A 21,960-nucleotide genomic window follows, 5' to 3' on the forward strand; every position below is an offset into this window, starting at 1 on the left:
GGTTGCGTATGGTCATCGACTATGACGAAGTTCGCCGGCAAAACCTGTCTGATCACCGGCGCGGCCAGCGGTCTCGGTCGCAGCACGGCGCTCGCGGCGGCGACCGAAGGCGCTTCGCTCGTGCTGACCGATATCGCCGCTGACGGCCTCGCGCGGACCGCGGCCGACGCGCGCGCCGCGGGCGCGACCGTCCACGTCGCCGAGGCGGCCGATGTCAGTGACTACGACCAGGTCGTGGCGCTGGCGGCCCAGGTGCACGATGTGGTCGGCAGCGTCGACATCGTCATGAACGTGGCCGGTATCGCCACGTGGGGGACCGTGGACCGGCTGACGCACGATCAGTGGCGGCGCACCGTCGACATCGACCTCATGGGCCCGATCCACGTGATCGAAGCGTTCGTCCCGCCGATGATCGCGGCCGGACGCGGCGGTCACGTGGTGAACGTGTCCTCGGCGGCCGGTCTGTTCGGCCTGCCGTGGCACGCGCCGTACAGCGCGGGCAAGTTCGGCCTGCGCGGAGTGTCGGAGGTGCTGCGCTTCGACTTGGCACGCCACCGCATCGGCGTGAGCTTGGTGTGTCCGGGCGCCATGGCCACGCCGATGGTCGACAGCGTCGACATCGCGGGCGTCGATCGCACGGCCGAAGCGGTGCAGCGGGGCATGGCGCTGTTCATGCGGCACGCGGTCACCCCGGAGGCGGCGGCGCGCTCGATCGTGCGTGGTGTCGAGCGCAACCGCTACCTCGTGTTCACCTCGCCCGACATTCGCGTGGGCTTCTGGGCACAGCGGTATTTCCCGCCCGCGTACAACGCCGCGATGCGCGGATTGAATTGGGCGATGAACCGCTATGTCGAGCAGAAGGCAGGCGCTCGGGCGAACTGAGCGCGGCGGGGTCGCCGTAGCCGGTCGTGGCGGGGCGCGCCATGATCGTCGTCATGGCATCGGCTGTCTATCTGATCACCGGCATCCAGGCCGCGGGCAAATCCACCGTCGCCCAGGCGCTGGCCGAGCGGCTGCCGCGCTCGGCGCACGTGCGCGGGGACGCCTTCCGCCGGTTCGCGGTGAACGGGCGTGCCGAGATGACCGCGGACCCCTCGCCCGAGGCGCTGGCCCAGTTGCGGCTACGGCACAGCCTGGCCGCGGCGACGGCCGACTCCTATGCCGATGCCGGGTTCACGGCTGTGCTGCAGGATGTCTTCCTCGGTGAATTCCTGCCCTGGACGGCGGATCTGATCGTCACGCGACCGCTGTATGTCGTCGTGCTCGCGCCGCGCACCGAAGTGGTCTTGGCGCGTGAGGCCGGACGCGGAAAAGACGCCTACGACGAATTCACCGTCGCGGGGCTGGACAGGGTGTTGCGCGAGACCACTCCTCGGATCGGGCTCTGGCTGGACACGTCGGATCTCACGGTCGAGCAGACGGTCGATCGAATCCTCGCCGATGCCAGGCCGCTGACGGACTGAGCAGCCCGTCGCCGGTTCACCGGGTGTCGCGCGGCTCGTGCAGGGGAGTGAGCGAGCTGGTGGCCGGGCCCTCGAGCAGCGTGCCGTCCGCGGCGAAACGCGAGCCGTGCAGCGGACAGTCCCAAGTGCGTTCGGCGTCGTTCCAGTCGACGATGCCGTAGAGATGCGGGCACACCGCCGAGACCCGGTTGGTGACGCCGTCCACCGTGCACACCGCCGTCGGGTGCAGGCCCTCGCGCAGGACCATGCCGCAGTCTTCGGCTGGAGCGTCGCCGTCGTGGTGGGTCGCGACCCGCAGCCAGCCCGCGGAGAGTTTCTGTGCCACGGCGCCGTTGATCTTCGTCGCCGCGGGCAGTGCCTTGAGCTCGTCCGGACGCCAGCTCGCCAGCGCGCCCGCCCATCGAGGTGCCGACCCGGTGAAGCGTCCGGCCAGCGCGATCGCCGCGGCGACCCCGTTGGTCAAACCCCACTTGGCGTAGCCGGTGGCCAGCTGAATGTCGTTCTGCCCCGGTAGCAACGGACCCACATAGGGAAGCTCTCCGATGGGGGAGTAGTCCTGAGCCGACCAGCGGTGCGTCAGCTCGGCGCCCGGGAACCAGGTGTGCGCCCAGTTCACCAGATCCTCCACTTTCTCCCGGGTCGATCCGCCGCGGCCGACGACATGACCGTTGCCGCCGACCAGCAGAAGCTCGCCGTCCGGTCCCTGCGCGCGGCGCAGGGAGCGAGTCGGGCTGCCCGCGCTGATGTACATATCGCGCGGAGCCGGTCGGTCCAGGCGGAAGGCCGTCAGATAGGAGCGTTGCGGAGTGAGGCGGGCGAAGAATCCGCCACGATCGAGGATGGGCGTCCCCGTGGCCAGCACCACCCGGCCCGCGCCGAGGTCGCCGTGTTCGGTGGAGACGACGAGATCACCGCCGCCACCGTGATGTACGCCGCGCACGAGGGTGGATTCGTAGATCGGCGCGCCGTGTGACTCCACGTCGGCCGCGAGCGCGGCCAACAGGGCCATCGGATCGAGTTGGGCCTGATCGGCCAAGCGCACCGCGCCGCGCGCGGGAAAGTCGACGTCCAGCTCGCGTAACAGCTCGGTGGGCAGGCCCGCCTTCTGCGTCGCGGCGTATTCCGCTCGCACGGCCGACATTTCGTCGTCGTTCTGCGCGTAGGTCAAGGCTGCTGCCCGCTCGACGGTCACGCCGTGCGCGGCACAGTACTCCAAGAGCCATTCCTGCCCTTCGCGATTGGCCGCCACATAGTCGCGCAGGACGTTGTCGGAATGGTGCCGGGCGATCTGCTGCGCACGCGTCCCCTGCAGCAGGCTGACCTTACCCGTGGTGGCCCCGGTGGTGCCCGCACCGACGCGTCTTCCTTCGACCACGGCCACTTCCACGCCGTTCTCGACCAGCAGCAGGGCGGTCACCAGTCCGGTGAGCCCGCCGCCGATCACCACCGTGTCGAAGCGCGATCCCGGCGTCAACCGCAACCGCGCCGGAACCTGCGCGCCGTGCAACCATAGGGACGTCATATGCCCGAGATAGCCGGTCTCGACGGGGCGAAACGCCCGTGCGGATTCCTTCTCATACTCGCACGTGGCCGCTGAGCTGCCGATCGGCGGCGGCGAGCACCTCGGCGGCGCTGATCATCGCCAATCCGGGCGCGGGTGTGTCCGCCCGCGGGTCGCCGGGGTGCCCGGCCCACAACGCGACATGCGCCGCCCGTTCCGGTGGCGGCCCCCAGACCGCGGGCGAGTCGGGACCGAAGATCAGCACCGACGGTGTGCCGAACGCCGTGGCCAGATGCCCGACGCCGGTGTCGCCGCTGAGCACGAGGGACGCGTCGGCCACCGTCGCGGCGAGTTGACGCAGCGTGAGTTCGCCTGCCAGGACGTCGTTTTCGGGCAAGCCCGCCTGGGCCGCGACGCTGAGGGCGAGCGGACGGTCCGCGGCACTGCCGACGATACGTACCGGACATCCCCACTCGCGCAGGCCGGCGGCCACCGTCGCGAAACGGTCGGCGGGCCAGCGACGCGCCGGGGCTCCACCCGGATAGACGACGATGGAGCGCCGCTCTCCGGTGCACTCCGGTGGTGGCGTGATGTCCAGTCGGGCCGAATCGGCCGGGATGCCCGCCCAATCCAGTAGCCGGCACCACCGCACGGTGTCGGGCAGGCCTGGCTCGTACAGCGGACCCGGCACCTGCGGAAAGTCCTTGTGGCGGTGGGTGATCATCCGTTCCGGATCGGTCGCGAGCAGCGCGCGTATGCTCTCGGCCCCGCAGTCGTTCAGATTGACCGCGAAGGTCGGCGCCGCGGCGTTCCAGCGCAATCCGGCCGCCATCGGCGTCGCGTGGAGTTCGTCGACGCACGCGGCCAGTTCCACCACCGGGCGCAGCCATCCCGGCGCAGCCAGTACGAGCCGGTGTCGCGGGCGGGCGTCGTGCAACGCGCGCAGGGCGGGAACCGCGGTCAGCAGCTCCCGCAACCCGTGCGCGCGCAACGCGAGCAAGACGCTCATTTCGGCACGAAGACGCCGGTGAGGTCGGCCTTGCGGATCGGGGTGTCCGGATTGGCCTGCGCCGCGCACATCAACTTGATCGCCGTGATCGCCGCGTCGACGGTTCTGGCGTCGGGCGTCTCGTGACCCTCGCGCTCCTCTTCGAGGAACTTCTCGGTGGTGACGCGCTGCTTGTCGGGATCCTGGGCGACGTATTCGTTGCACGGTGTGTCACCGCCCTTGTTCACGATCTTCTCCGGCTCGTTGCCGCACCCCGCCGCGCACACCGCCAGCGCGGCAAGGACGGCGACGCCCATCCGGCGCGCGGCGCTCATCGGCCGAACCCCGCCAGCGCCGAGGCCAGGTCCGGTACGCCGAGCGCCTGCACCGCCTGTTCGCGCACGTCGGGGCAGGTCTGCGTAGTGACGGCGTCGACCGTGTCGCGGTGGGTGACGACGACGTCGTTGAGCCCGCCGTTACGGGCCGCCCAGTTGTGCACGGTGCCGTTGAACGTCACTTTGGCCACCGTGGCGCTCTGGCCACGCCAGGTGTCGATGTCCGCGCCCATCATGTCGCACAGCTGCTTCGCCGCTTCCGCCGTGATCTGGTCAGTGTTCGGCACCTGGGGGCTGCTCGGCCCCGGCATGGTGATCGAGACGGTCGCGGGCTGGGGCGTATCCGCGGCCGGATCGCCGCCGTCGACCGAACATGCCGTGAGCGCCGCTCCCGCCGCCACAGCGCCGATGAGCAGGGCGAAGCGGCCCAAAGGCCGATTGGGCTGGTGTGTCATTCCTTCTCCTGGAGTTCGAAGCCGCATCCCCGCGGGCGGCACGCGATCGGGCGAGGATCAGTGACCGGCGGCGTCCCGCAGCCGCCTGCCTTCTCGCGCCTTGATCCGGCGGTGCTCGGCGACGATCACCAAGACGCCCGCGATGATGCAGACGCCGCTGACGACCCCCGCCACCACCGCCCACCCCGCGAATCCGTACCCGGCGGCGGTGAGCGTCAGGGCCATGGCCACGATGCCCACCGCGACCAGGATGATGCCCGGCCAGTTCCGGGCGTCCTCGATGGATTCTCCGGCGTGTGTCCGAATGGTGCGGGTGTCGTCCGGAAACGCGTGGGTCCGGGCCACGTGCTGCTCTCCGGCGCCGCCGGATCCCGCGGTCGGCTCGTTCGGTGCTGGCAGCATCGGATGTCCTTTCTGCTGAGCGGCAACGATTTCGGTGCGCGGGCCTCCCGAGGCCCGCGCCGTTGCGAGCGGGCCGTCCTGGGCGGCCATACCGGTCGGATGCCCGCGTTAAGGGATCCGAAACGGGGGTAGGACGTCAGCGAGCGACCCTGTTCCGGGCCGCTCCTACCCGCGAGAAGATTCAGGAGGATCCCGATGACAACAGCACGGGACATCATGACCCCGAACGTGGAGTGTGTCCGCTCCAGCGACACGGTGGTTGCGGCCGCGCAGCGCATGGCGGAGTTGAACGTCGGCGCCTTACCCATCTGCGGTGAGGACGACAAGCTGAAAGGAATGCTCACCGATCGCGACATCGTCGTAAAGGTGATCGCCCAGCGTAAGGACCCGCTCGGCGTCGACGCGGGCGAACTCGGGGGCGAGGAATTGGTCACCGTCGAAGCCGACGACGACGTACGCAAGGTGATGTCGGTGATGTCGCAGCATCAGGTGCGCCGCGTGCCGGTACTGGAGAAAGGCAAGCTGGTCGGAATCATCGCGCAGGCCGACGTGGCCACCACCGTCGAGAACACCCAGTCGGGCAGCACCGTGGAGGCGATCTCGACCGACTTCTGAGTCCGGCCCTACTCAGACCGCGGCCGGGTGCATGTCGTAGACCGCGTACGCCGCTCGGATCACCGGCTGGGCGACATTGCGCACCCGGATGCCGCCCGGAGTGGTGCCGCGCTCGGTGCCCGCGTGCGCATGACCGTGCAACGCCAGGTCGGCGCCGTGTTCATCGATCGCCTCGCCGAGCAGGTAGGAGCCGAGGAACGGATAGATCTCCCTCGGCTCGCCGTGCAGGGTGTCGCTGATCGGGGAGTAGTGCGTGAGCGCGACGGTGACGTCGGTGTGCAGATTCGCCAGCGCATCGCCGAGTGCGGCGGCCACGTCCACGGTGTGCCCGGCGAATTCACGCATCAGTGGTTCACCGAAGACGCTTGCGCACTTGCCCGCGAAGCCGCCGCCGAAGCCTTTCGTGCCCGCGACCCCGAGCGTGCTCCCGTCGAGGTGCAACGTCACCGAAGTGCCTTCCAGCACCGTGATGCCGTGGTCGGCCAGCACGGCGCTGATCTCCTGATCGGCGTCGCTGTGATAGTCGTGGTTGCCCAGGACGGCGACGACGGGCACGCCCAGGTCGGCGAACTCCTCCGCGACCACCCGGCCTTCGTCGACGGCGCCGTGGCGCGTCAGGTCGCCCGCCAGCAGGAGCACATCCGCTCGCGCGGACAGTCCGTCCAGTGCCTCCCGCCATTGCCCGCGCGAATCCACGCCGAGATGTACGTCACCGACCGCGGCTATCCGCATGCCGCTCAACTCCTTTCGGATCCGTCCGGCTCCAGCGTCTCGGTTTCGACGGGCGCCGTGGGACGGGTGACATGGACGTCGTTGTGGATCCGAGCGTGCGGAAGCTGTTCGCGCACGACGGTTTCCATCTGCTGTTTGCAGTTCTCGCTGCTCACCTCGCCGCACAGCACCACGACGTCGCCGCGAATGGTCACCTGCACACCGAGTTCGGCGGTGCGGGGATCCTCGGCCAGCGCCCGGCGCAATCGTGCGACCAGGTATTGCGGCTGCTCCATCTACTCCACCTTTCCGGTGCGGGTGATGCCGAGATCGTCCAGCAGGCCCAGGAAGGCCCGCGCGTAGGGCGAGGCCTTGGTCTGCTCGCGCACCACCTCCCAGTCGACCTGTTCGCGCAGGTCGCGCGCGATATGCAGAATCGGGCTGAGATCAAGGCGGTGCGCGTCGAAGACGAGCATCTTGTCGATCATCAGGTCGGTACCGCTGATCACCGGGGCCTTGGCGGGCCCGATCCGCATCTCGGTGGCCCGGTCGAGCAGTTCGTCGGTCACCTCGCGATCGTTCGGGCGGTGAATGACGTCCACCAGGATGTCGTCGGCGTAGACCTTGCGTAGCCAGTTCTCCGGCGGGTCGCACACCCGCAGCCCCGCACGGGCCAGCGTTTGGATCGCCCGCCCGCTGTCGGCCGGTTTGACGAAGATGTCCACGTCGTGCTGGGAGGTGGGGCCGCCACGGGCGTAGACCGCGCAGCCGCCCGCCACCGCGAATCGGATGTCTGTCGCCGCCAAGGCGTTCACCGTGCGGGTGAGCGCATGCAGCAGCTGATCGGTGGTAACGGCCATGCAGCGGTGGTACCCGGCGGACACCGGGTTAATCGACGTTTCACCGGGTATGCGTCCGGATATCCGGAGGGCCCGATGCGGCCCGGCACCGGGCTTTCGGACCACTTCGGACCAACCTCGCGAGCAGGGAAGGAGCGACACATGCCCAAGACGACAGCGCGCGGCGATGTGAAGAAGTCCGAGTTGCCGAGCACGCTGAAGCGGTCGGAGGAGAAGGCGCAGCGCACCTTCGCCGAGGCGCACGACGCCGCGCTGGAGCAGTACGACGGGAACGAACAGCGCGCCCACCGCGTCGCCTATGCCGCGCTGAAGCACAGCTACGAGAAAGTCGGCGACCACTGGGAGCCCAAGGCGCACCGCGGTCCCTCGGACGAACGCGCCAGGCAACACGGGCCGGACGCGCGAGGCGAGACGGCCGAAGGCGTCGATGCCAACGCGTCGAAACAACACCTGCTGGAGGTCGCCCGGCGACTCGACGTCACCGGGCGCTCGCGGATGAGCAAGGACGAACTCGTCGAGGCGATCAAGAAACGCAACCGCCGGGAGGCCGCGCGTGCCCGAGGGTGAGGACGACGACTGGGCCCGCCGTGCGCGCGGCGAGACCGAGCTGGAACGACTGGACCGGAACTGGGCGAGCCTGATCCAAGAGTTGCGCGTCGTCCAGACCGGTGTGCAATTCCTGTTCGGGGCGTTGCTGGTGCTGCCGTTCCAGGCGTCGTTCGGCACGCTGGCGCCGGGCTTGCGAGCGCTGTACCTCGCCACTTTGGCTGCTGTGCTGGGGGCGACGGTGTTTCTGATCGCACCGGTGTCCTGGCATCGGATCCTGTTCCGCAGGCACCGGCTGGGCAATGTCGTCTGGGCGGCGCACCGGTGCGCGATGGCCGGCGTCGCACTGCTGGGTCTCGCGTTGATCGGCGCGGTGGTTCTCGTGGTCGACTATGTGACGGGCACGGCAGCGGCGGTGGTGACCGGTATCGCCGCCGTCGCGTTGTTCGTGTCGACATGGCTCGTCGCCCCGTGGCGCTGGCGCAGCGCGTCCGAGGACGTCCGCGCCGAGCACTACTGATTCACCGCGCCCAGGAGACGACCTCGCCCGCGTGAGCGGGTGCGCCGCGGTGGTAGGCGCTGAGCGTCTCGACCGCGACCCGATCCCAGGAATTGCGGCTCGCGGCCCGCTGATAGGCTGCCGCGCCCCAGGTTTCGCGCAACGTCGAGTCCGCCAGGAGCGGGCGCACCGCCCGCACGATGGCAGCGGGTTCGGGCGGAGCGACGAATCGTCCCGTGACGCCGTCGACCACGGTATCCAGCAGGCCGCCGACAGCCGTGGCGATCACCGGCTTCCCACAGGCCATAGCCTCCAGCGCCACCCGGCCGAACGGCTCGTACCAGGGCGTGCAGAGCACGACGTCGGCGGAGCGGTACAGCCGGGGCATGGTGGGCCGCGTGACCGGTCCGGTCAATCGAAGCCGTTCTCGCACACCATGATCCGATGCGATGCGGCGCAGCCTGCGGCCTTCGGCGTCGTCCTCGTCGTCGGCGGCGGGGCCGCCGACGATCACCAGCTCGGTGTCCGGCAGCTCCGCCAGCGCTCCGATAAGGGGGTCGAATCCGCTGCGGCGCACCAACTCTCCGGCCGCGAGCAGCCGGTGCGTGGCGTGCCGATCGGCGACCGCGCCCTCCGGGGTGAACCTCGTGAGGTCGACCCCGTGCGGCACGATCGAGGTACGGAAGCGCGGCACGCCCATCCTGGCCAGCTCCCCGACCTCGTCGGAGCAGGTCGCCACCACGTGCGCCGCCCGCGTCGCGATGAGCCGCTCGAAGCGGATCCGCGAGCGTGGGCTCGGGTCGGCGAGACCTTCGCAGCGCCGCTGCACGGTGCCGAGCCCGTGGAAGGTCAGCACCACCGGGATGCCGTGGGCGCGGGAGGCCAGTTCGGCGGCGAGCCCGGACTTCCAGTAGTGCGCGTGCACGATGTCGGGCCGATCGGCGCCCCAGTGCCGTCGCAGCACGGTGCCGAAGTCACCGAGGTAGGGCAGGGTGCGGTCGCTCGGCAAGGGGTTGGGCGGTCCGGCCGCGACGTGCACCACGCGATAGCCGCCGTCGGCGAGCAACTCGGCCGGGGCGTGCGGACGGATACGTCGGGTATAAACCGTCACGTCGTGGCCCCGGCGGGCATAGGCGGCCGACAACTCCGCTACATAGGCGCCGCGGCCGCCCCCGTCGGCGGGGCTGCCTTCGGCGAGCGGGCTGGCATCTTCGGAAACCATGGCAATCTTCACCGGGTGCTCCGTTCTCGTCGCGGGCGGCATCCGGACGCGCGGATACGCGCGGTTGCCCTACGACCGGCATCGCGTGACGTTCGGGAATATGTTCGGTATATGCCCGCGGTCGGCCCGATGAAACCCCACGTCAGCGGCCACATTCCCGGCCGACCGGTCGGTTCGTACCGGCCGCGGGCCCTCCGGCGTCGGGTCACGTTCTCCTACCGAACGCTGTCGGGAAGGGGTCGGCCGTGCCACACTGTAGGGAGGTTGAGATCACAGCCGACCCCGGTTCGACGCATTCGGCGCAGCCGGTCGATGGGACGGCACGGCAACCGATTCGCGCGCTGCCCTCTCCGGCCGTCGCGGAGGACTGGATACCCCCTACACGGGAGGTTCGACTTGTCTGCCATTTCTCTGCTACGGGACCACGCCGAGGGCGTGCATCTCAATGGTTCGGGACCGGGACGTCGTCGGGACAACCGGTTGTGGGCACAGCGGGTGGACCGCCGTCGCGAATGCGTGGTGGTCCGGGTCGAAGGCGAGTTGGACGCCGCCGTGTCGGCCGAGTTCTTCGAGACGGTCGAGCGTGCGTTGCAGTCACCGTGCGATGCCGTCGTGATCGATCTGCGAGCGGCGAGGTTCTTGAGTCTGCGCGCGGCCGTGCGGCTCGGTGCGCTGCGCAGAGAGGGGTTGGGTCGTCCGGACCTGCGCATCGTCGTGGGCGGACCGGGAGTCGAGCGGGCACTCGAGGTGACCGGCGTGCGGTCGTTGTTCCCCCGCTACCAGTCCATGCGCACAGCTTTGGACGCCTGAGCCGAAGACTGTCGCCCGAGACCGGTGCTCGCCGGTGTGACCGCTCCCGATCCGGTCACACCGGACGCGTCGGCATCGGATACTTCAGCGGTGAGTGAAAGCAGGTCGGTCCAGCCCGAGAATGCCCTCGCGCTGGACCAGGTGATCGGTACCGGAAGGCCGCAAAGTGTCGGCAGTTTCCGTTTCTGGTTCGCCGACCAGCGTTGGGAATGGTCGGACGAGGTCGCGTCGATGCACGGTTACGCGGTGGGGACGGTGACGCCGACCACGGAGTTGTTGCTGAAGCACAAGCACCCGGACGATCGCGAAGCGGTGGCCAGCGCCTTGGCGCGGTCGATCGCCGACGCGGAACCGTTCTCCAGTCGCCATCGCATCATCGACACCGCCGGCGCGGTCCACCACGTGGTCCTGGTCGCCGACCGGATGATCGACGACTCGGGGCTGGTGGTGGGCACCTCCGGCTACTACATCGACGTCACCGACACCCTCGAGGAGCACCGGCAGGAGACGCTGGACGACGCCCTGCCCGAGTTGTACGCCGCCCGAGCGGTGATCGAGCAGGCGAAGGGCGCGCTCATGCTGATCTACGGCGTCGGCCCCGAGCAGGCGTTCCGTGTGCTGAGCTGGCGATCGCAGGAGACCAACGTCAAACTGCGCAAACTGGCCGCGCGGCTGGTCGCCGATCTGCCCGGGCTGGCCGGCGTCACGGTTGGCCTGCGCACCGAATTCGATCATCTGCTGCTCACCGCCCACGAGCGCATCGACGGCGACTGACCGGCGTTTCGATCCCATCCCGGCGGGTACGTCCCGGACGAGGAACGCGGCGATATTCCGCTCCACAGTCCGTGGCGTCCGCGGTGTTCCGGTGGCTGAGAAGGAGAACTCGGCGGCGGTATGCAGGCCGCAGTGGAGTGGCTGTGAGGACAAGGTGGTGATGGGCAAATGGGGGAGTCGACTTCCCGATCCTCGACCGACACGACGACAGTCGGTGTACGGGTGCCCGCTCGGCTGGAACAGTTGACCATGCTCCGCGCGCTCGCCGAGACAGTCGCCCTTATCGCGGACTTCGCCTTGGACGAGGTGACCGATATCCGGCTCGCGCTCGACGAGGTGGCGACCTCGCTCATCATCGACGCCGCCGTTGGCTCGACGATCGACTGCGAGTTCACCTATGACGACGGCAAGATGTTCGTGCACGTCTCCTCGGTGGCGGTCACCGAGTCGGTGCTCGGGCACGCCGGGCTCGGCTGGCACATCGTACGCACGCTGACCGATTCGATCGCCGCCGCGCAGGGCTCCTACGACAGTGTGCTCGGCGGATATCCGACAGTGATCGACTTCAGCTGGGTGCGAGGTGCGCCGAATGGCGGGTGAGCCGAGGTCGCGCGGGGATACCTACGACAACATCGAGCCGCTGTTCGAGAAGATCGCCGCGCTGGATCCCGGCGATCCACGACGTGTGCCGATGCGTCGGGAGCTGATCGAACGATGCCTGCCGCTGGCCGAGCACATCGCCCGCAAGTTCGCCGGGCGCGGCGAGAACTTCGACGACCTGCTGCAAGTGGCCCGCCTGGGGTTGGTGCAGGCAGCGGACCGTTTCGATGTCACGCGCGGATCGTCGTTCCTGTCCTTCGCCGTGCCCACGATCATGGGCGAGGTCCGGCGGCACTTCCGGGACAACACCTGGGCGGTGCGGGTGCCCCGCCGGACCAAGGAGATCCAGCTGAGTATCGGTCCGACCGTCGAAACGCTGTCCCAGCGACTGGGCCGGATGCCACGCGCCAGGGAGATCGCGGCCGAGCTGGACGTCGAGCTCGTGGAGGTGACCCAAGCGCTGATCGCGGGCAACGCCTACCAGTCGTCGTCCATCGACGCGGCCGCCGGTGAGGACGCCGAGAACACCGCGCAGCCGCTACTGGACAGCCTCGGCGCCGAAGAGCCCTCCTATCACCTGGTCGAGGACGTGATGGCGGTCGAACCGCTGCTCGGCGAACTTCCCGAGCGTGAGCGTCAGGTGCTGACCATGCGTTTCTTCGAGTCGTTGACGCAGAATCAGATCGCCGAGCGGCTCGGAGTCTCCCAGATGCACGTTTCGCGCATTCTTTCCCGGACCTTGAACGCGCTGCGCGAGCAGGCGCTGCGGGACTGACGTCGGCCCGTTACACCGGATTCGGCGGAGTCGGGTCCGGCGACGGCCCGGGCAGACCGGGGTCCGGCGAAGGGCGGCCGGGATCCGGCACGGGGCGCGTCGGCGCCGGTCCTGGTACCGGCGGACGTGGCGCGGGGCCTGGCACCGGTGGCAGCGGATGCGGGTCAGGTTCCGGCGGAACAGGATTGGGCTCCGGAATGGGGTCCGGCTCGGGAATCGGCGGTACGGGATCCGGTTCCGGGATGGGCGGTACGGGGTCCGGCTCGGGCGTGGGCGGGACCGGCTGTGTCGCGCTGTCGGTGGACATGCGAACTCCTCCTCGTTCGGGTGATCGGCGTGCGCTACGGCGGCGACCGCGCTTCGTCCGGCCGATCATCGGCCGGTTACCCACCGATCACGGCGCCAACCGGTTCGCGCGGCAGCCACGGTTCGGCCGACCAGTTTGCGTAACAGGCCCAACGGGTAGTTAGACAGGAACCGGACAACAGATGCCGATGGCTCGAGGAGCTCGTCATGACCGACCAGCGCCGCCCAGGCACCCGGAATCCGCGGTTCGGACCGGGTGGGCCGGGGGCGTCGATCCAGTCCCGAGGGATCTCCGTCACCAGGAACCACGATGTCATCCGCCGCTGGGCCGCCCAGCGCGGAGCCCGGCCCGCGACAGTGCCGGGCAGCGAGCACGACGGACGGCTCGGGGTGTTGCGATTCGACTTTCCCGGGTATGGGGGCGCCGTGCTGCGCCCGGTGCGGTGGGAAGAGTGGTTCGCCACCTTCGATGCCAGGAGACTTCGCTTCTGGTACGTGGAGCGCGGCACCGATGATCCGCCGAGCAACTTCAACCGTTTGGAGCCGCCGCGATAGCCGGGCGGCCGCTGGATTAGTCGTGAGACCGGTCACGGTCGTGCGCCCGTGATCGGCGCATCGGAAGCAATGTGACGCACGGCACGATCGCCTCGCGAAATCTGTTGTCGACCCTACGGATCGCGCAGGCCCGGCCCGATGTGATCGCTTGTTCGAAAAGGTCTGTTACCGTGCACTTTTCGCGGTCGGTCTCGTTCTCCGCGTCGTGCCGCGGTGCGCGGAAGGCGAGTTCCTCTGCCGCCCCGGTGCTGCCCGAGTCGGGCGGGCGTATAGCGTCGATGGAACAACCAAGAGGCCCCACATCGGTCTGCCGGACGTTTACCGGCCGGGCACAGGGGTACTCGAAGCCGAGCAAAGGTTGCTCGAAAAGCGGAAGGTCGCGTCGGTATGGGGATGCGGTTGTCCGCATCGTGACGCGCTTCCGCATGTCTGCAAGGGATAAGGTCTTGAGCGCAAACCTGATGATCGTGGAAGACGACGACCGGGTCCGCGGTGCCTTACGGCTCGCTATGGAAGACGAGGGATACGACGTCGACGAGGCGGAGGAAGCCGAAGACGCGCTCACTCATCTGCGCAGCAACGGTGTTCCCGATGTGATGATCGTCGATCTGATGCTCGGCGGCATGGACGGGTTCGAGTGTATCCGGGAGATCCGCCGCGACCATGACGTCCCGATCATCGTGGTCAGCGCTCGCGACGACACCCACGACGTGGTGGCCGCCCTGGAGGCGGGTGCCGACGATTTCGTGACCAAGCCGTTCGAAATCAAGGAGATCACCGCTCGTATGCGCGCGGTGCGCCGCCGCTTCCGGCTGACCGCCGAACGGGAGACGCCGCAGGAGATGGTGCTCGAGGCAGACGACACGGCTCCGCTGGTCCTCGCGCAGGACAGCGGGGTGGTGCGCCGCGGCGACGAGGAGATCAGGCTGACGCTCACCGAATTCCGTTTGCTGTGTGAGCTGGCCGAGACGCCGGGCCGGGTGCTCAGCCGCACCGCGCTGCTCGAACGGGTTTGGGACCGTGGGTTTTTCGGCGACGAACGCATCGTGGACGTGCACATGCGCCGCTTGCGCACGAAGATCGAGCGGGATCCGTCCGATCCGCGCATCGTGGTGACGGTGCGCGGACTCGGCTATCGCCTCGATGTGCGCCGCTGAACGCTGCTCCGACGCCGAACGCTGGAATCCGAACGCCTGGAGCCTTCGCGCCCGGGTGACCGCCGTCTTCGCGACGATCGCCGCGCTGATGTCGCTGGTACTGGTCGTTTCGGTCTTCGTGATCAGCCGCGGCTACCTGGAAGCGCAGCGAACACACGCGGGCAGCGAATCGCCGGGAGATCTCAACGCGGATCTCGATCTGCTGCGCAACGTGCTCATCTGCTGCGCCGTCGTGGTCACCCTGATCGGCGCGGCGGTCGGCTGGTGGGCGAGCAGGCGGGTGCTGACCCCGCTGCATCAGCTTGCGGGCACCGCCGCGCGGATCGCCTCCGGTGATCTCGACCAGCGGTTGCCCGCGACCGGGGACCAGGATCTGGCGATCACCGTCGAGTCGTTCAACACCATGGTGGACTCGCTGCAACGGCGCATCGAGCGCGAACACCGGCTCTTCGGTGACGTCAGCCACGAGCTGCGCACGCCCCTGACCACCCTGATGGCCAGCGTCGATGTGCTCAACCGGCACCGCGGGGATCTGCCGGAACGTTCGCAACGGGCGCTCGGCCTGGTCACCGCCGAGGTGGAGCACCTGCGCAAACTGTTGGACGATCTGCTCGCCCTGGCGCGGGTGGAAGCGGGTATGCATCACGGCGACGCCGAGCCGCTGTCGGTGCGCGACCTGCTGGTGCACACGCTGAGCGACCGTCGCTATCCGGGCGAGCTGCTCACGGTGCGCCAGGACGTCACCGTGCGCGGCCGCAAGGTCGAACTGGAGCGCGCGGTGGCGAACCTGCTGCACAACGCCGACCGGCACGGCGGCGGTGTGGTCGCGGTCGGCATCGACCGCGACGGCACCGACGCGGTGCTCACCGTCGACGACGCGGGCCCCGGCGTCCCCGCCGCGGACCGCGACCGGATCTTCGAACGATTCGCCACCGCCCGCAGCGGCCGCCGCTCGCCGGACGGGACGGGGATCGGATTGGCGCTGGTCGCCGAGACGGTCGCCACGCACGGTGGCGGGGTGCACTGCACCGACCGTCCCGGCGGCGGCGCGCGATTCGTCGTGCGGTTGCCCCGGCTCGGCGACATCCATCCGTAATACGACCGTAAAGAAGTCGACAGGTTCACCTCAAAGTCGCTTCGCAAGCCTGGATAAGTACTGCTGATCAGACGAGGGAGTTGTATGTCATCGCCAACCCTGTCCCCAGCGGAGATCGAGCGATCGCGCGTCGGGAACGCCGCGGCCGCTCTGGGGGCCACCCCGTCTCGGAGAAGCGCCGGACCCGCCGTGGTCCTGCGCACGCCCCGCTTGGGCGACGGCGCCCCGATGTGGCGCATCGCGAAGAATTCCGCGGTGCTGGACGTCAATTCGAGCTACGCGTACCTGATGTGGTGCCGGGACTTCGCCGGAACCTCGGTGGTCGCCGAATCCGACGGTCGCGTCGTCGGATACGTGATCGGATTCGTCCGTCCGCAGGCGCCCGACACCGTCTTCGTCTGGCAGATCGCGGTGGACCGCGCGCAGCGCGGCCGCGGCATCGGTGCCGAGCTGCTCCACACGTTGCTCAACAGCGTCGCGGCTCAGGGAGTTTCAGTGCTCGAAACCACCATCTCGCCGGACAACGCCGGTTCCATCGCGCTGTTCACGTCGGTGGCCGCTGCGCGCGGCGCCGAGGTGACCAAGCGCCACTTGTTCGACGCGGGCGTCTTCCCCGACAGCCACGCACCCGAAGACCTGTATCGCATCGCCCCGACCGCCCGCACCACCGAGGAGGATCACCGATGATCAACGCGGACACCACCGTTTTCGAGAGTCTGGAGTCGAACGTGCGCGGTTACTGCCGCGCGTGGCCCACCGTGTTCACCACGGCGAAGGGCAGCTGGTTGCGCGACGAGGAAGGCAAGGACTACCTGGACTTCTTCGCGGGCGCCGGTGCCCTGAACTATGGGCACAACAACGATGTGCTCAAGCGCTCGCTGCTGGACTACATCGCGAGCGACGGCATCACCCACGGCCTCGACATGTCGACCGGAGCCAAGCGCGAACTGCTGGAGACGTTGCGCGACACGCTCTTCACCCCGCGCGGCCTGGACTACAAGGTCCAGTTCCCCGGCCCGACCGGCGCCAACGCGGTCGAGGCCGCGCTCAAGCTGGCGCGTAAGGTCACCGGCCGCGAGACCATCGTCAGTTTCACCAACGCCTTCCACGGCATGACCCTCGGCGCGCTGTCGGTCACCGGCAACGCCGCCAAGCGCGCGGGCGCCGGTGTGCCCTTGGTGCACGCCGCGCACATGCCCTACGACGGCTACTTCGACGGCACCACCGCCGACTTCCAGTGGATGGAGAAGGTGCTCGACGACACCTCGTCGGGCTTCGACCGCCCGGCCGCGGTGATCGTGGAGACGGTGCAGGGCGAAGGCGGCGTCAACGTCGCCCGCGCGGAGTGGCTGCGCCACCTCGCCGGGCTGTGCACGGAGCGGGAGATCCTGTTGATCGTCGACGACGTGCAGATGGGCTGCGGCCGCACCGGACCGTTCTTCTCCTTCGAGATCGCGGGCATCACGCCCGACATCGTGACGTTGTCGAAGTCGATCGGCGGCTACGGCCTGCCCATGGCACTGGTGCTGTTCAAGCCGGAGCTGGACGAGTGGTCGCCGGGTGAGCACAACGGCACCTTCCGCGGCAACAACCCCGCGTTCGTCACCGCGACGACCGCGCTGCGCCACTACTGGTCCGACGACGCCCTGCAGACCGCGACCCTGGCCAAGGGGGAGAAGATCGCGCGCAGCTTGTCCGAGCTGGCCGCGCACTTCCCCGGCGTCTCGACCCGTGGACGCGGACTGGTGCAAGGCGTGGTGTTCGACGATCCCTCACAGGCGGGCAAGGTCTGCCAGATCGCCTTCGAGCGCGGGCTGCTGGTGGAGACCTCCGGCTCGACCGACGAGGTGGTGAAGCTGCTGCCGCCGCTGACGGTCACCGACGAGGAACTCGACCAGGGGCTCGGCGTCCTCACCGGCGCCGTCGAGGCGGTGTGCGGCGGGATGGGGGCGATCGCATGATCGTGCGCAGCACCGCGGAGATCACCGGTACCGAGCGCGACGTCGCGGGCCGAGGCTGGCGCAGCAAGCGCATCGTCCTGGGCGGCGACGGCGTCGGCTTCTCGTTCCACGAGACCACCATTGACGCCGGGACGGTGCACGAGTTCCACTATTTGAATCACGTGGAGGCCGTGTGGCTCGTCGAAGGCGAGGGCACGCTCACCGATCTGGACAACGGCGTCACCTACGAGCTCGCGCCCGGCTCGATGTACCTGCTCGACGGACACGAACGCCACCGCCTGGAGGTGCGCACCACGATGCGGATGATGTGCGTGTTCAACCCGCCGGTCACCGGTCAGGAGGTTCACGACAGCAACGGCGTCTATCCGCTGGTCACCGCGACGATCGGAGGTTGAGGACACCAATGGTTCTGCAGCACACCGAAACACCGCCCGAGACGGCTCGCTACGATCGCTACCCGACCCGTCTCGGCGCGCCCGCTCCGCACTTGGAGCGTGCCGACCCCGCGGTGTGGGGGGAGGTCGAGAGCCCGGAACTGGCCTCGTTCGACGCCGATGGGTTCGCGATCCTGGATCAGCTGCTCACGCCCACGGAAGTGGGCGAGTACAGCGAGGAGATCACCAGGCTGGCGAACGATCCGGCGCTGCGCGACGACGACCGTGTCATCGTGGAGAAGTCGTCGAACCGGGTGCGTTCGGTCTTCGAGGTGCACAAGCTGAGCGAGGCGATCGCCGAACTGGTGCGTCAGCCGCGGGTGCTCCGGCTGGCCGAACAGGTGCTGGGGTCGCCGGTGTACGTGCACCAGAGCCGGGTGAACTACATGCCCGGTTTCCGCGGCACCGGTTTCTACTGGCACTCCGATTTCGAGACCTGGCACGCCGAGGACGGCATGCCCGCGCCGCGAGCGGTGAGCCTGTCGATCGCGCTGACCGACAACTATCCGATCAACGGCAGTCTCATGGTGATGCCGGGCTCGCACCACACCTTCGTGCCGTGCCTGGGCAGCACTCCGGCCGAGCATTACCGGGAGTCGTTGCAGGAGCAGGAGATCGGCGTGCCGACGAGCGACGACATCACCGCGCTCGCGAACCGGTACGGGATCAGTCAGTTCACCGGCCGGGCGGGCTCGGCGCTGTTGTTCGACTCCAACCTGATGCACGGGTCGTCGAACAACATCACGCCGTTCCCGCGCTCGAACATCTTCGTGGTGTTCAACAGCGTGCACAACACGCTCGTCGACCCGTTCGCCGCGCCCGCGCCGCGACCGGGCTACATCGGCAGCCGGGACTTCACACCGCTGTCGGCCTGATTTCGAGCCGCCCCGCGCGTGCCGCCCGCCCTGGTCGTCGGGCGAGCCGTACGCGCGGGGCGTTTCGCCTGACGTCCGCTGTTTTTCGCGTGGCTCAGGCGAGCCGCCGGATCGCTTCCGGACCGAGGTCGGCGATCGTCGGGTAGCCGTCCACCGCCATCAGCAGATCGGCCTCGGCGAGCAGCGAACGCACCACGTGCACGAGGCCGTCGACACCGCCGAGGGCGAGCCCGTAGGGGTAGGGGCGTCCGATGCCGACGGCCGTGGCGCCGAGCGCCAGCGCTTTGACGATGTCGGCGCCGGTGCGGACGCCGGAGTCGAACAGCACCGGCAGGCCGTCGGCCGCCGCGACCACCAACGGCAGATGCTCGATCGCGGGGATGCCGCCATTGGCTTGTCTGCCGCCGTGATTCGAGCAGTAGATGCCGTCGACGCCCGCGTCCTTGGCGCGCCGTGCGTCGTCGGGATGGCAGATGCCCTTGAGGACGAGCGGCAGGTCGGTTAGCGATCGCAGCCACGCCAGGTCGTCCCAGGTCAGCGCGTTGCCGAACAGCGAGATCCAGGTGAGGATGGCGGTTTTCGGATCCTGTTCGGGTGGGCTGGGCAGCAGGGCTCGGAAGACCGGATCGCTGAAGTAGTTGGCCAGGCAGTGGCCGCGCAGCTGAGGAAAGTTGGAGACCGTCAGATCGCGCGGGCGCCAGCCTGGCACCCAGGTGTCCAAAGTGACCACGATGGCCTTGAATCCCGCCGCTTCCGCCCGCTGGACCAGGCTCTGCGCGAGATCCCGATCGGTGGGGGTGTAGAGCTGGAACATCCCGGGTGTGTCGCCGAACTCCGCCGCCACGGCCTCGAGCGGATCGACGGTGAGGGTGGAGGCGACCATCGGGACGCCGGTGCGCGCCGCGGCCTTGGCGGTGGCGATGTCGCCGTGCCCGTCCTGGGCGCACAGCCCGATCACGCCGACCGGGGCAAGGAAGATCGGCGTCGGCAGCGTCATGCCGAACAGTTCGATCGAGAGGTCGCGCGTCTTGCTCGCGCGCAACATGCGCGGGATCAGGCCCAGTTTCTCGAAGGCCGTCACATTGGCACGCTGGGTGAGCTCGTCGCCGGCTCCGCCCGCGACGTACGACCAGATCCCCGGTGGCAGCGCCGCCCGGGCCTTGGCTTCCAGGTCGGCGTACGTCATCGGGAAATCGGGCAGCACACCGCCGAGCCCTTGGAAGTAGATCTCGTTCTGGTAGTCGCCGAAGTTGGTCACGCTGCTCCTGTCCACGTCTCGATGCATGAATGTATCCGATACGTTCCTGTAGCGGGTCCGGTGCGGCCACGCTTCCCCCTACTCCGGAGAAACCCAACTCGACCAGCCTGCGGTAAGCGCCGAGCTGCTCGCGCGGCACCAGCGGCTCGGTTGCGCAACCGCAGGACGGCGGCATCGACTCGCGGAACCGGATGGAAACTGTGCCTGCCGCCGCGCGCGCCCAGTTCGATCGCCGTCGTCGGCCAGTGGGCGACGGTGAGCTTGGTCCAGCGGCCGTAATCACCGGATGCTTGCGAGCGAATTCGAGCTGGGTGAGCAGGGTCGCGGAGGTGAGCCCGCCCGCGGCCAGGCACCAGCGCACGATGTCGGTGGTGATGGCGAACGGCACGTTGGCCACGACGGCGAACGGCTCCCGAGGCGGGCGCACCGTGCGGAAATCGCTGTGGTACGACTGGATTCGCGGATCGTCCGCGTATCGGCGGCCCAGCAGTGCCGCGTAGCGCCGATCCTTCTCGTAGGCGCGGACCCGGCCGCTCACGGTCAGCAATTGCCTGGTCAGTATGCCGTCACCGGGTCCGACTTCGAGAACGAGATCGTCGGCGGTGACGCCGGAGGCGTGCACGATCAGCCGGGCGGCGCGTGCGTCGGTGAGGAAGTTCTGCGAGAGCCGCTTTCGTGTTGTCGCCGGGTCGCCGACGCGGATTCCGCTCGAACGGATCAGGAGATCGCAGCGGTACGGTGCACCGGCAGAGCCCAGGCCTCCGTACGCAGCCGGAGGTAATGCGCGCCGACCGCGTACGCTCCGTTCATGCCGGGACTGCCACACATGTCCCGCACCGTACGACCGTCACCCAGCCGTGTGCCACTTCTTTTCCGGATGCGGCACCGTGGAGTTCAGCGCGGCGTCGACTGGCCGACCACGTCCGGGTCTTGCCGCTCGGCGGCGTAGGCCCGCCAGGACTTGGCCTCCGCGTGCTTGCCGAGCTGGTCGAGGAGATCGGCGAGTTCGGCGATGGCGCGCGGCTCGTGGCGGTCGGCGGCGGTGCGCCACCAGGATTCGGCCCCGACGGGATCGCCGCGCCGCAGCCGAACCCTGCCGAGTTCGTAGGCGGCACCGGCGTGCCCGGCATCGGAGGCCTGCGCCCACAGTCCGCATGCCTGCTCTTCGTCGCCGCGGCGGTACATCGCGACGCCGAGGTCGTAGAGCGCACCGCGATACCCGGGGTCGCCCGACTGCCTGGACTCGCCCGCCCGGGGCGGGGCGTCGACCGGAGCGGGCCGTTCGCCGGGCTGCGGGACTCCGTTCGGCACCGACGCGGTATCGGGAACCCGGGCACTCGGCACGCTCGCCGGGGGGGTGCTGTTGGTGTCCACCGGGTCGAGCTCACGGACGTGTTTCTCCGCTGCCGGGGGCGTTTGCGACACCTGTCCGCCGAGCGGTGAGTTCGATTCTCGCTGGATGTGATTCGGCTCTGCAGCGCCAGAACTCGAAGGCGAAGTCTGCGCCGGGGGCTGGGCGTGCGTGCCGGCGAGGTCGAATGCGCGATATGGGTCCGCCGTCGGACGGTTCGCGACCCGCGGGCTCGATCCGGAGTGCGGACCGTCCGTCGAGGGGGAGGTGGTGGGCGGGACTCGAGTGTCCTGGGGGACGGGCCCGGACCCGGGAGGTGAGGTGCCTGTTTGGGGTTGGGTGTGTGTGCCGCTGGGGTCGAGTGCGCTGGGGTCCGCCGCAGTTGGACGGTTCGCGACCCGCGGGCTCGAT

The 21,960-nt window shown here is 69.0% G+C and carries 27 protein-coding genes and 1 pseudogene; 16 read left to right on the top strand and 12 right to left on the bottom strand.

Translation table 11 applies throughout. The annotated features are described in order from the left end of the window. Positions 1–21: 21 nt before the first annotated feature. Positions 22–882 (top strand): SDR family oxidoreductase, encoded by an 861-nt coding sequence (locus tag ACWESM_RS21305; RefSeq protein WP_364432265.1) that lies wholly within the window; start codon positions 22–24, stop codon positions 880–882. Between the two features lie 53 nt (positions 883–935). Continuing rightward, positions 936–1,463, top strand: a complete 528-nt coding sequence (locus ACWESM_RS21310) for an AAA family ATPase (RefSeq protein WP_452493338.1) — start codon at positions 936–938, stop codon at positions 1,461–1,463. 16 nt (positions 1,464–1,479) lie between these two features. On the opposite strand, the gene ACWESM_RS21315 is transcribed toward ACWESM_RS21310, so the two are convergent. The 5 genes from ACWESM_RS21315 to ACWESM_RS21335 are packed head-to-tail and all read right to left on the bottom strand — an operon-like array spanning position 1,480 to position 5,144. Continuing rightward, the gene (locus ACWESM_RS21315) at positions 1,480–2,985 is read right to left on the bottom strand and encodes an FAD-dependent oxidoreductase (RefSeq protein WP_397277548.1); all 1,506 of its coding nucleotides are present in this window, start codon (positions 2,983–2,985) and stop codon (positions 1,480–1,482) included. 52 nt (positions 2,986–3,037) lie between these two features. Continuing rightward, a complete protein-coding gene (locus tag ACWESM_RS21320) occupies positions 3,038–3,973 on the bottom strand; it encodes a glycosyltransferase family 9 protein (RefSeq protein WP_452493340.1) in 936 nt (311 codons plus the stop codon). After that, complete coding sequence (locus ACWESM_RS21325) at positions 3,970–4,287, bottom strand: hypothetical protein (RefSeq protein WP_356965690.1); 318 nt, start codon at positions 4,285–4,287, stop codon at positions 3,970–3,972. The genes ACWESM_RS21320 and ACWESM_RS21325 overlap by 4 nt, the downstream gene beginning before the upstream one ends. Next, positions 4,284–4,742, bottom strand: a complete 459-nt coding sequence (locus ACWESM_RS21330; protein WP_452493342.1) for a hypothetical protein — start codon at positions 4,740–4,742, stop codon at positions 4,284–4,286. The genes ACWESM_RS21325 and ACWESM_RS21330 overlap by 4 nt, the downstream gene beginning before the upstream one ends. A 57-nt stretch (positions 4,743–4,799) precedes the next feature. Further along, positions 4,800–5,144 carry a hypothetical protein gene (locus ACWESM_RS21335; protein WP_355075239.1) on the bottom strand — a complete coding sequence of 115 codons (345 nt, stop codon included), beginning with the start codon at positions 5,142–5,144 and terminating at the stop codon, positions 4,800–4,802. A 195-nt stretch (positions 5,145–5,339) separates the two neighbouring features. Here ACWESM_RS21335 and ACWESM_RS21340 point away from each other — a divergent pair, with 195 nt between their 5' ends. Further along, on the top strand, positions 5,340–5,759 hold the full coding sequence (locus ACWESM_RS21340; RefSeq protein WP_355075241.1) for a CBS domain-containing protein: 420 nt from the start codon (positions 5,340–5,342) through the stop codon (positions 5,757–5,759). 12 nt (positions 5,760–5,771) lie between these two features. Here the strand turns inward: ACWESM_RS21340 and ACWESM_RS21345 are convergent, their stop codons facing one another. From ACWESM_RS21345 to ACWESM_RS21355, 3 genes are read right to left on the bottom strand one after another with little or no spacing between them, the layout of a single operon-like run. Then, positions 5,772–6,491, bottom strand: a complete 720-nt coding sequence (locus tag ACWESM_RS21345; protein WP_356965695.1) for a metallophosphoesterase family protein — start codon at positions 6,489–6,491, stop codon at positions 5,772–5,774. Positions 6,492–6,496: 5 nt separating this feature from the next. Then, positions 6,497–6,766, bottom strand: coding sequence for a BON domain-containing protein (locus ACWESM_RS21350; protein ID WP_355075244.1), 270 nt, complete (start codon positions 6,764–6,766; stop codon positions 6,497–6,499). Beyond that, positions 6,767–7,330, bottom strand: a complete 564-nt coding sequence (locus tag ACWESM_RS21355) for a nucleotidyltransferase family protein (protein ID WP_355075246.1) — start codon at positions 7,328–7,330, stop codon at positions 6,767–6,769. A 141-nt stretch (positions 7,331–7,471) separates the two neighbouring features. On the opposite strand from ACWESM_RS21355, the gene ACWESM_RS21360 reads away from it, so the two are divergent. Continuing rightward, entirely contained in the window at positions 7,472–7,897 is a 426-nt protein-coding gene (locus ACWESM_RS21360) for a ChaB family protein (RefSeq protein ID WP_364432282.1), read from the top strand. Then, positions 7,884–8,396 carry a DUF6328 family protein gene (locus tag ACWESM_RS21365; RefSeq protein WP_355075250.1) on the top strand — a complete coding sequence of 171 codons (513 nt, stop codon included), beginning with the start codon at positions 7,884–7,886 and terminating at the stop codon, positions 8,394–8,396. Before ACWESM_RS21360 ends, ACWESM_RS21365 begins: the two co-directional genes overlap by 14 nt. 1 nt (position 8,397) lies before the next feature. Here ACWESM_RS21365 and ACWESM_RS21370 read toward each other — a convergent pair whose 3' ends face one another. Next, on the bottom strand, positions 8,398–9,609 hold the full coding sequence (locus ACWESM_RS21370) for a glycosyltransferase (protein WP_452493346.1): 1,212 nt from the start codon (positions 9,607–9,609) through the stop codon (positions 8,398–8,400). A 384-nt stretch (positions 9,610–9,993) separates the two neighbouring features. On the opposite strand from ACWESM_RS21370, the gene ACWESM_RS21375 reads away from it, so the two are divergent. From ACWESM_RS21375 to thpD, 11 genes are all read left to right on the top strand, one after another. Further along, positions 9,994–10,407 carry an STAS domain-containing protein gene (locus ACWESM_RS21375; protein WP_355075253.1) on the top strand — a complete coding sequence of 138 codons (414 nt, stop codon included), beginning with the start codon at positions 9,994–9,996 and terminating at the stop codon, positions 10,405–10,407. A 90-nt stretch (positions 10,408–10,497) separates the two neighbouring features. Beyond that, positions 10,498–11,181, top strand: coding sequence for a PAS and ANTAR domain-containing protein (locus tag ACWESM_RS21380; RefSeq protein ID WP_364432290.1), 684 nt, complete (start codon positions 10,498–10,500; stop codon positions 11,179–11,181). A gap of 168 nt (positions 11,182–11,349) precedes the next feature. Beyond that, positions 11,350–11,781 (top strand): ATP-binding protein, encoded by a 432-nt coding sequence (locus ACWESM_RS21385; RefSeq protein WP_355075255.1) that lies wholly within the window; start codon positions 11,350–11,352, stop codon positions 11,779–11,781. Then, positions 11,771–12,556 carry an RNA polymerase sigma factor SigF gene (locus tag ACWESM_RS21390; protein ID WP_397277562.1) on the top strand — a complete coding sequence of 262 codons (786 nt, stop codon included), beginning with the start codon at positions 11,771–11,773 and terminating at the stop codon, positions 12,554–12,556. The genes ACWESM_RS21385 and ACWESM_RS21390 overlap by 11 nt, the downstream gene beginning before the upstream one ends. 513 nt (positions 12,557–13,069) lie before the next feature. Further along, positions 13,070–13,417, top strand: a complete 348-nt coding sequence (locus ACWESM_RS21395) for a hypothetical protein (protein ID WP_397277564.1) — start codon at positions 13,070–13,072, stop codon at positions 13,415–13,417. Between the two features lie 446 nt (positions 13,418–13,863). Next, on the top strand, positions 13,864–14,574 hold the full coding sequence (locus ACWESM_RS21400) for a response regulator transcription factor (protein ID WP_355075261.1): 711 nt from the start codon (positions 13,864–13,866) through the stop codon (positions 14,572–14,574). A gap of 55 nt (positions 14,575–14,629) precedes the next feature. Next, positions 14,630–15,670 (top strand): ATP-binding protein, encoded by a 1,041-nt coding sequence (locus ACWESM_RS21405; protein WP_452493350.1) that lies wholly within the window; start codon positions 14,630–14,632, stop codon positions 15,668–15,670. An 84-nt stretch (positions 15,671–15,754) separates the two neighbouring features. After that, positions 15,755–16,357: a diaminobutyrate acetyltransferase gene (gene ectA, locus ACWESM_RS21410; RefSeq protein WP_355075265.1), complete on the top strand. Its 603-nt coding sequence runs from the start codon at positions 15,755–15,757 to the stop codon at positions 16,355–16,357. After that, on the top strand, positions 16,354–17,631 hold the full coding sequence (ectB, locus tag ACWESM_RS21415) for a diaminobutyrate--2-oxoglutarate transaminase (protein ID WP_397277567.1): 1,278 nt from the start codon (positions 16,354–16,356) through the stop codon (positions 17,629–17,631). Before ectA ends, ectB begins: the two co-directional genes overlap by 4 nt. After that, complete coding sequence (locus ACWESM_RS21420) at positions 17,628–18,026, top strand: ectoine synthase (protein ID WP_355075269.1); 399 nt, start codon at positions 17,628–17,630, stop codon at positions 18,024–18,026. Before ectB ends, ACWESM_RS21420 begins: the two co-directional genes overlap by 4 nt. An 8-nt stretch (positions 18,027–18,034) precedes the next feature. Further along, on the top strand, positions 18,035–18,940 hold the full coding sequence (gene thpD / locus ACWESM_RS21425; protein WP_355075271.1) for an ectoine hydroxylase: 906 nt from the start codon (positions 18,035–18,037) through the stop codon (positions 18,938–18,940). Between the two features lie 94 nt (positions 18,941–19,034). Here the strand turns inward: thpD and ACWESM_RS21430 are convergent, their stop codons facing one another. The 3 genes and pseudogenes from ACWESM_RS21430 to ACWESM_RS21440 all read right to left on the bottom strand — a co-directional run bounded on the left by ACWESM_RS21430 (position 19,035) and on the right by ACWESM_RS21440 (position 21,623). After that, a complete protein-coding gene (locus ACWESM_RS21430; RefSeq protein WP_452493353.1) occupies positions 19,035–20,198 on the bottom strand; it encodes a lactate 2-monooxygenase in 1,164 nt (387 codons plus the stop codon). A gap of 349 nt (positions 20,199–20,547) precedes the next feature. Continuing rightward, positions 20,548–21,024: pseudogene (locus tag ACWESM_RS21435) on the bottom strand (ribosomal RNA small subunit methyltransferase A); the annotation flags it as partial. A 68-nt stretch (positions 21,025–21,092) separates the two neighbouring features. Continuing rightward, the gene (locus tag ACWESM_RS21440; RefSeq protein WP_452493355.1) at positions 21,093–21,623 is read right to left on the bottom strand and encodes a tetratricopeptide repeat protein; all 531 of its coding nucleotides are present in this window, start codon (positions 21,621–21,623) and stop codon (positions 21,093–21,095) included. Between the last annotated feature and the right edge of the window lie 337 nt (positions 21,624–21,960).

Source organism: Nocardia sp. NPDC003999 (genome assembly GCF_053604885.1).

What these genes read in the sequence shown, in the direction of transcription:
- ACWESM_RS21305 (WP_364432265.1), top strand. Translation starts at nt 22, where the DNA reads ATGACGAAGTTCGCCGGCAAAACCTGTCTGATCACCGGCGCGGCCAGC.
- ACWESM_RS21310 (WP_452493338.1), top strand. Translation starts at nt 936, where the DNA reads ATGGCATCGGCTGTCTATCTGATCACCGGCATCCAGGCCGCGGGCAAA.
- ACWESM_RS21315 (WP_397277548.1), bottom strand. Translation starts at nt 2,985, where the DNA reads ATGACGTCCCTATGGTTGCACGGCGCGCAGGTTCCGGCGCGGTTGCGG.
- ACWESM_RS21320 (WP_452493340.1), bottom strand. Translation starts at nt 3,973, where the DNA reads ATGAGCGTCTTGCTCGCGTTGCGCGCGCACGGGTTGCGGGAGCTGCTG.
- ACWESM_RS21325 (WP_356965690.1), bottom strand. Translation starts at nt 4,287, where the DNA reads ATGAGCGCCGCGCGCCGGATGGGCGTCGCCGTCCTTGCCGCGCTGGCG.
- ACWESM_RS21330 (WP_452493342.1), bottom strand. Translation starts at nt 4,742, where the DNA reads ATGACACACCAGCCCAATCGGCCTTTGGGCCGCTTCGCCCTGCTCATC.
- ACWESM_RS21335 (WP_355075239.1), bottom strand. Translation starts at nt 5,144, where the DNA reads ATGCTGCCAGCACCGAACGAGCCGACCGCGGGATCCGGCGGCGCCGGA.
- ACWESM_RS21340 (WP_355075241.1), top strand. Translation starts at nt 5,340, where the DNA reads ATGACAACAGCACGGGACATCATGACCCCGAACGTGGAGTGTGTCCGC.
- ACWESM_RS21345 (WP_356965695.1), bottom strand. Translation starts at nt 6,491, where the DNA reads ATGCGGATAGCCGCGGTCGGTGACGTACATCTCGGCGTGGATTCGCGC.
- ACWESM_RS21350 (WP_355075244.1), bottom strand. Translation starts at nt 6,766, where the DNA reads ATGGAGCAGCCGCAATACCTGGTCGCACGATTGCGCCGGGCGCTGGCC.
- ACWESM_RS21355 (WP_355075246.1), bottom strand. Translation starts at nt 7,330, where the DNA reads ATGGCCGTTACCACCGATCAGCTGCTGCATGCGCTCACCCGCACGGTG.
- ACWESM_RS21360 (WP_364432282.1), top strand. Translation starts at nt 7,472, where the DNA reads ATGCCCAAGACGACAGCGCGCGGCGATGTGAAGAAGTCCGAGTTGCCG.
- ACWESM_RS21385 (WP_355075255.1), top strand. Translation starts at nt 11,350, where the DNA reads ATGGGGGAGTCGACTTCCCGATCCTCGACCGACACGACGACAGTCGGT.
- ACWESM_RS21390 (WP_397277562.1), top strand. Translation starts at nt 11,771, where the DNA reads ATGGCGGGTGAGCCGAGGTCGCGCGGGGATACCTACGACAACATCGAG.
- ACWESM_RS21395 (WP_397277564.1), top strand. Translation starts at nt 13,070, where the DNA reads ATGACCGACCAGCGCCGCCCAGGCACCCGGAATCCGCGGTTCGGACCG.
- ectA (WP_355075265.1), top strand. Translation starts at nt 15,755, where the DNA reads ATGTCATCGCCAACCCTGTCCCCAGCGGAGATCGAGCGATCGCGCGTC.
- ectB (WP_397277567.1), top strand. Translation starts at nt 16,354, where the DNA reads ATGATCAACGCGGACACCACCGTTTTCGAGAGTCTGGAGTCGAACGTG.
- ACWESM_RS21420 (WP_355075269.1), top strand. Translation starts at nt 17,628, where the DNA reads ATGATCGTGCGCAGCACCGCGGAGATCACCGGTACCGAGCGCGACGTC.
- thpD (WP_355075271.1), top strand. Translation starts at nt 18,035, where the DNA reads ATGGTTCTGCAGCACACCGAAACACCGCCCGAGACGGCTCGCTACGAT.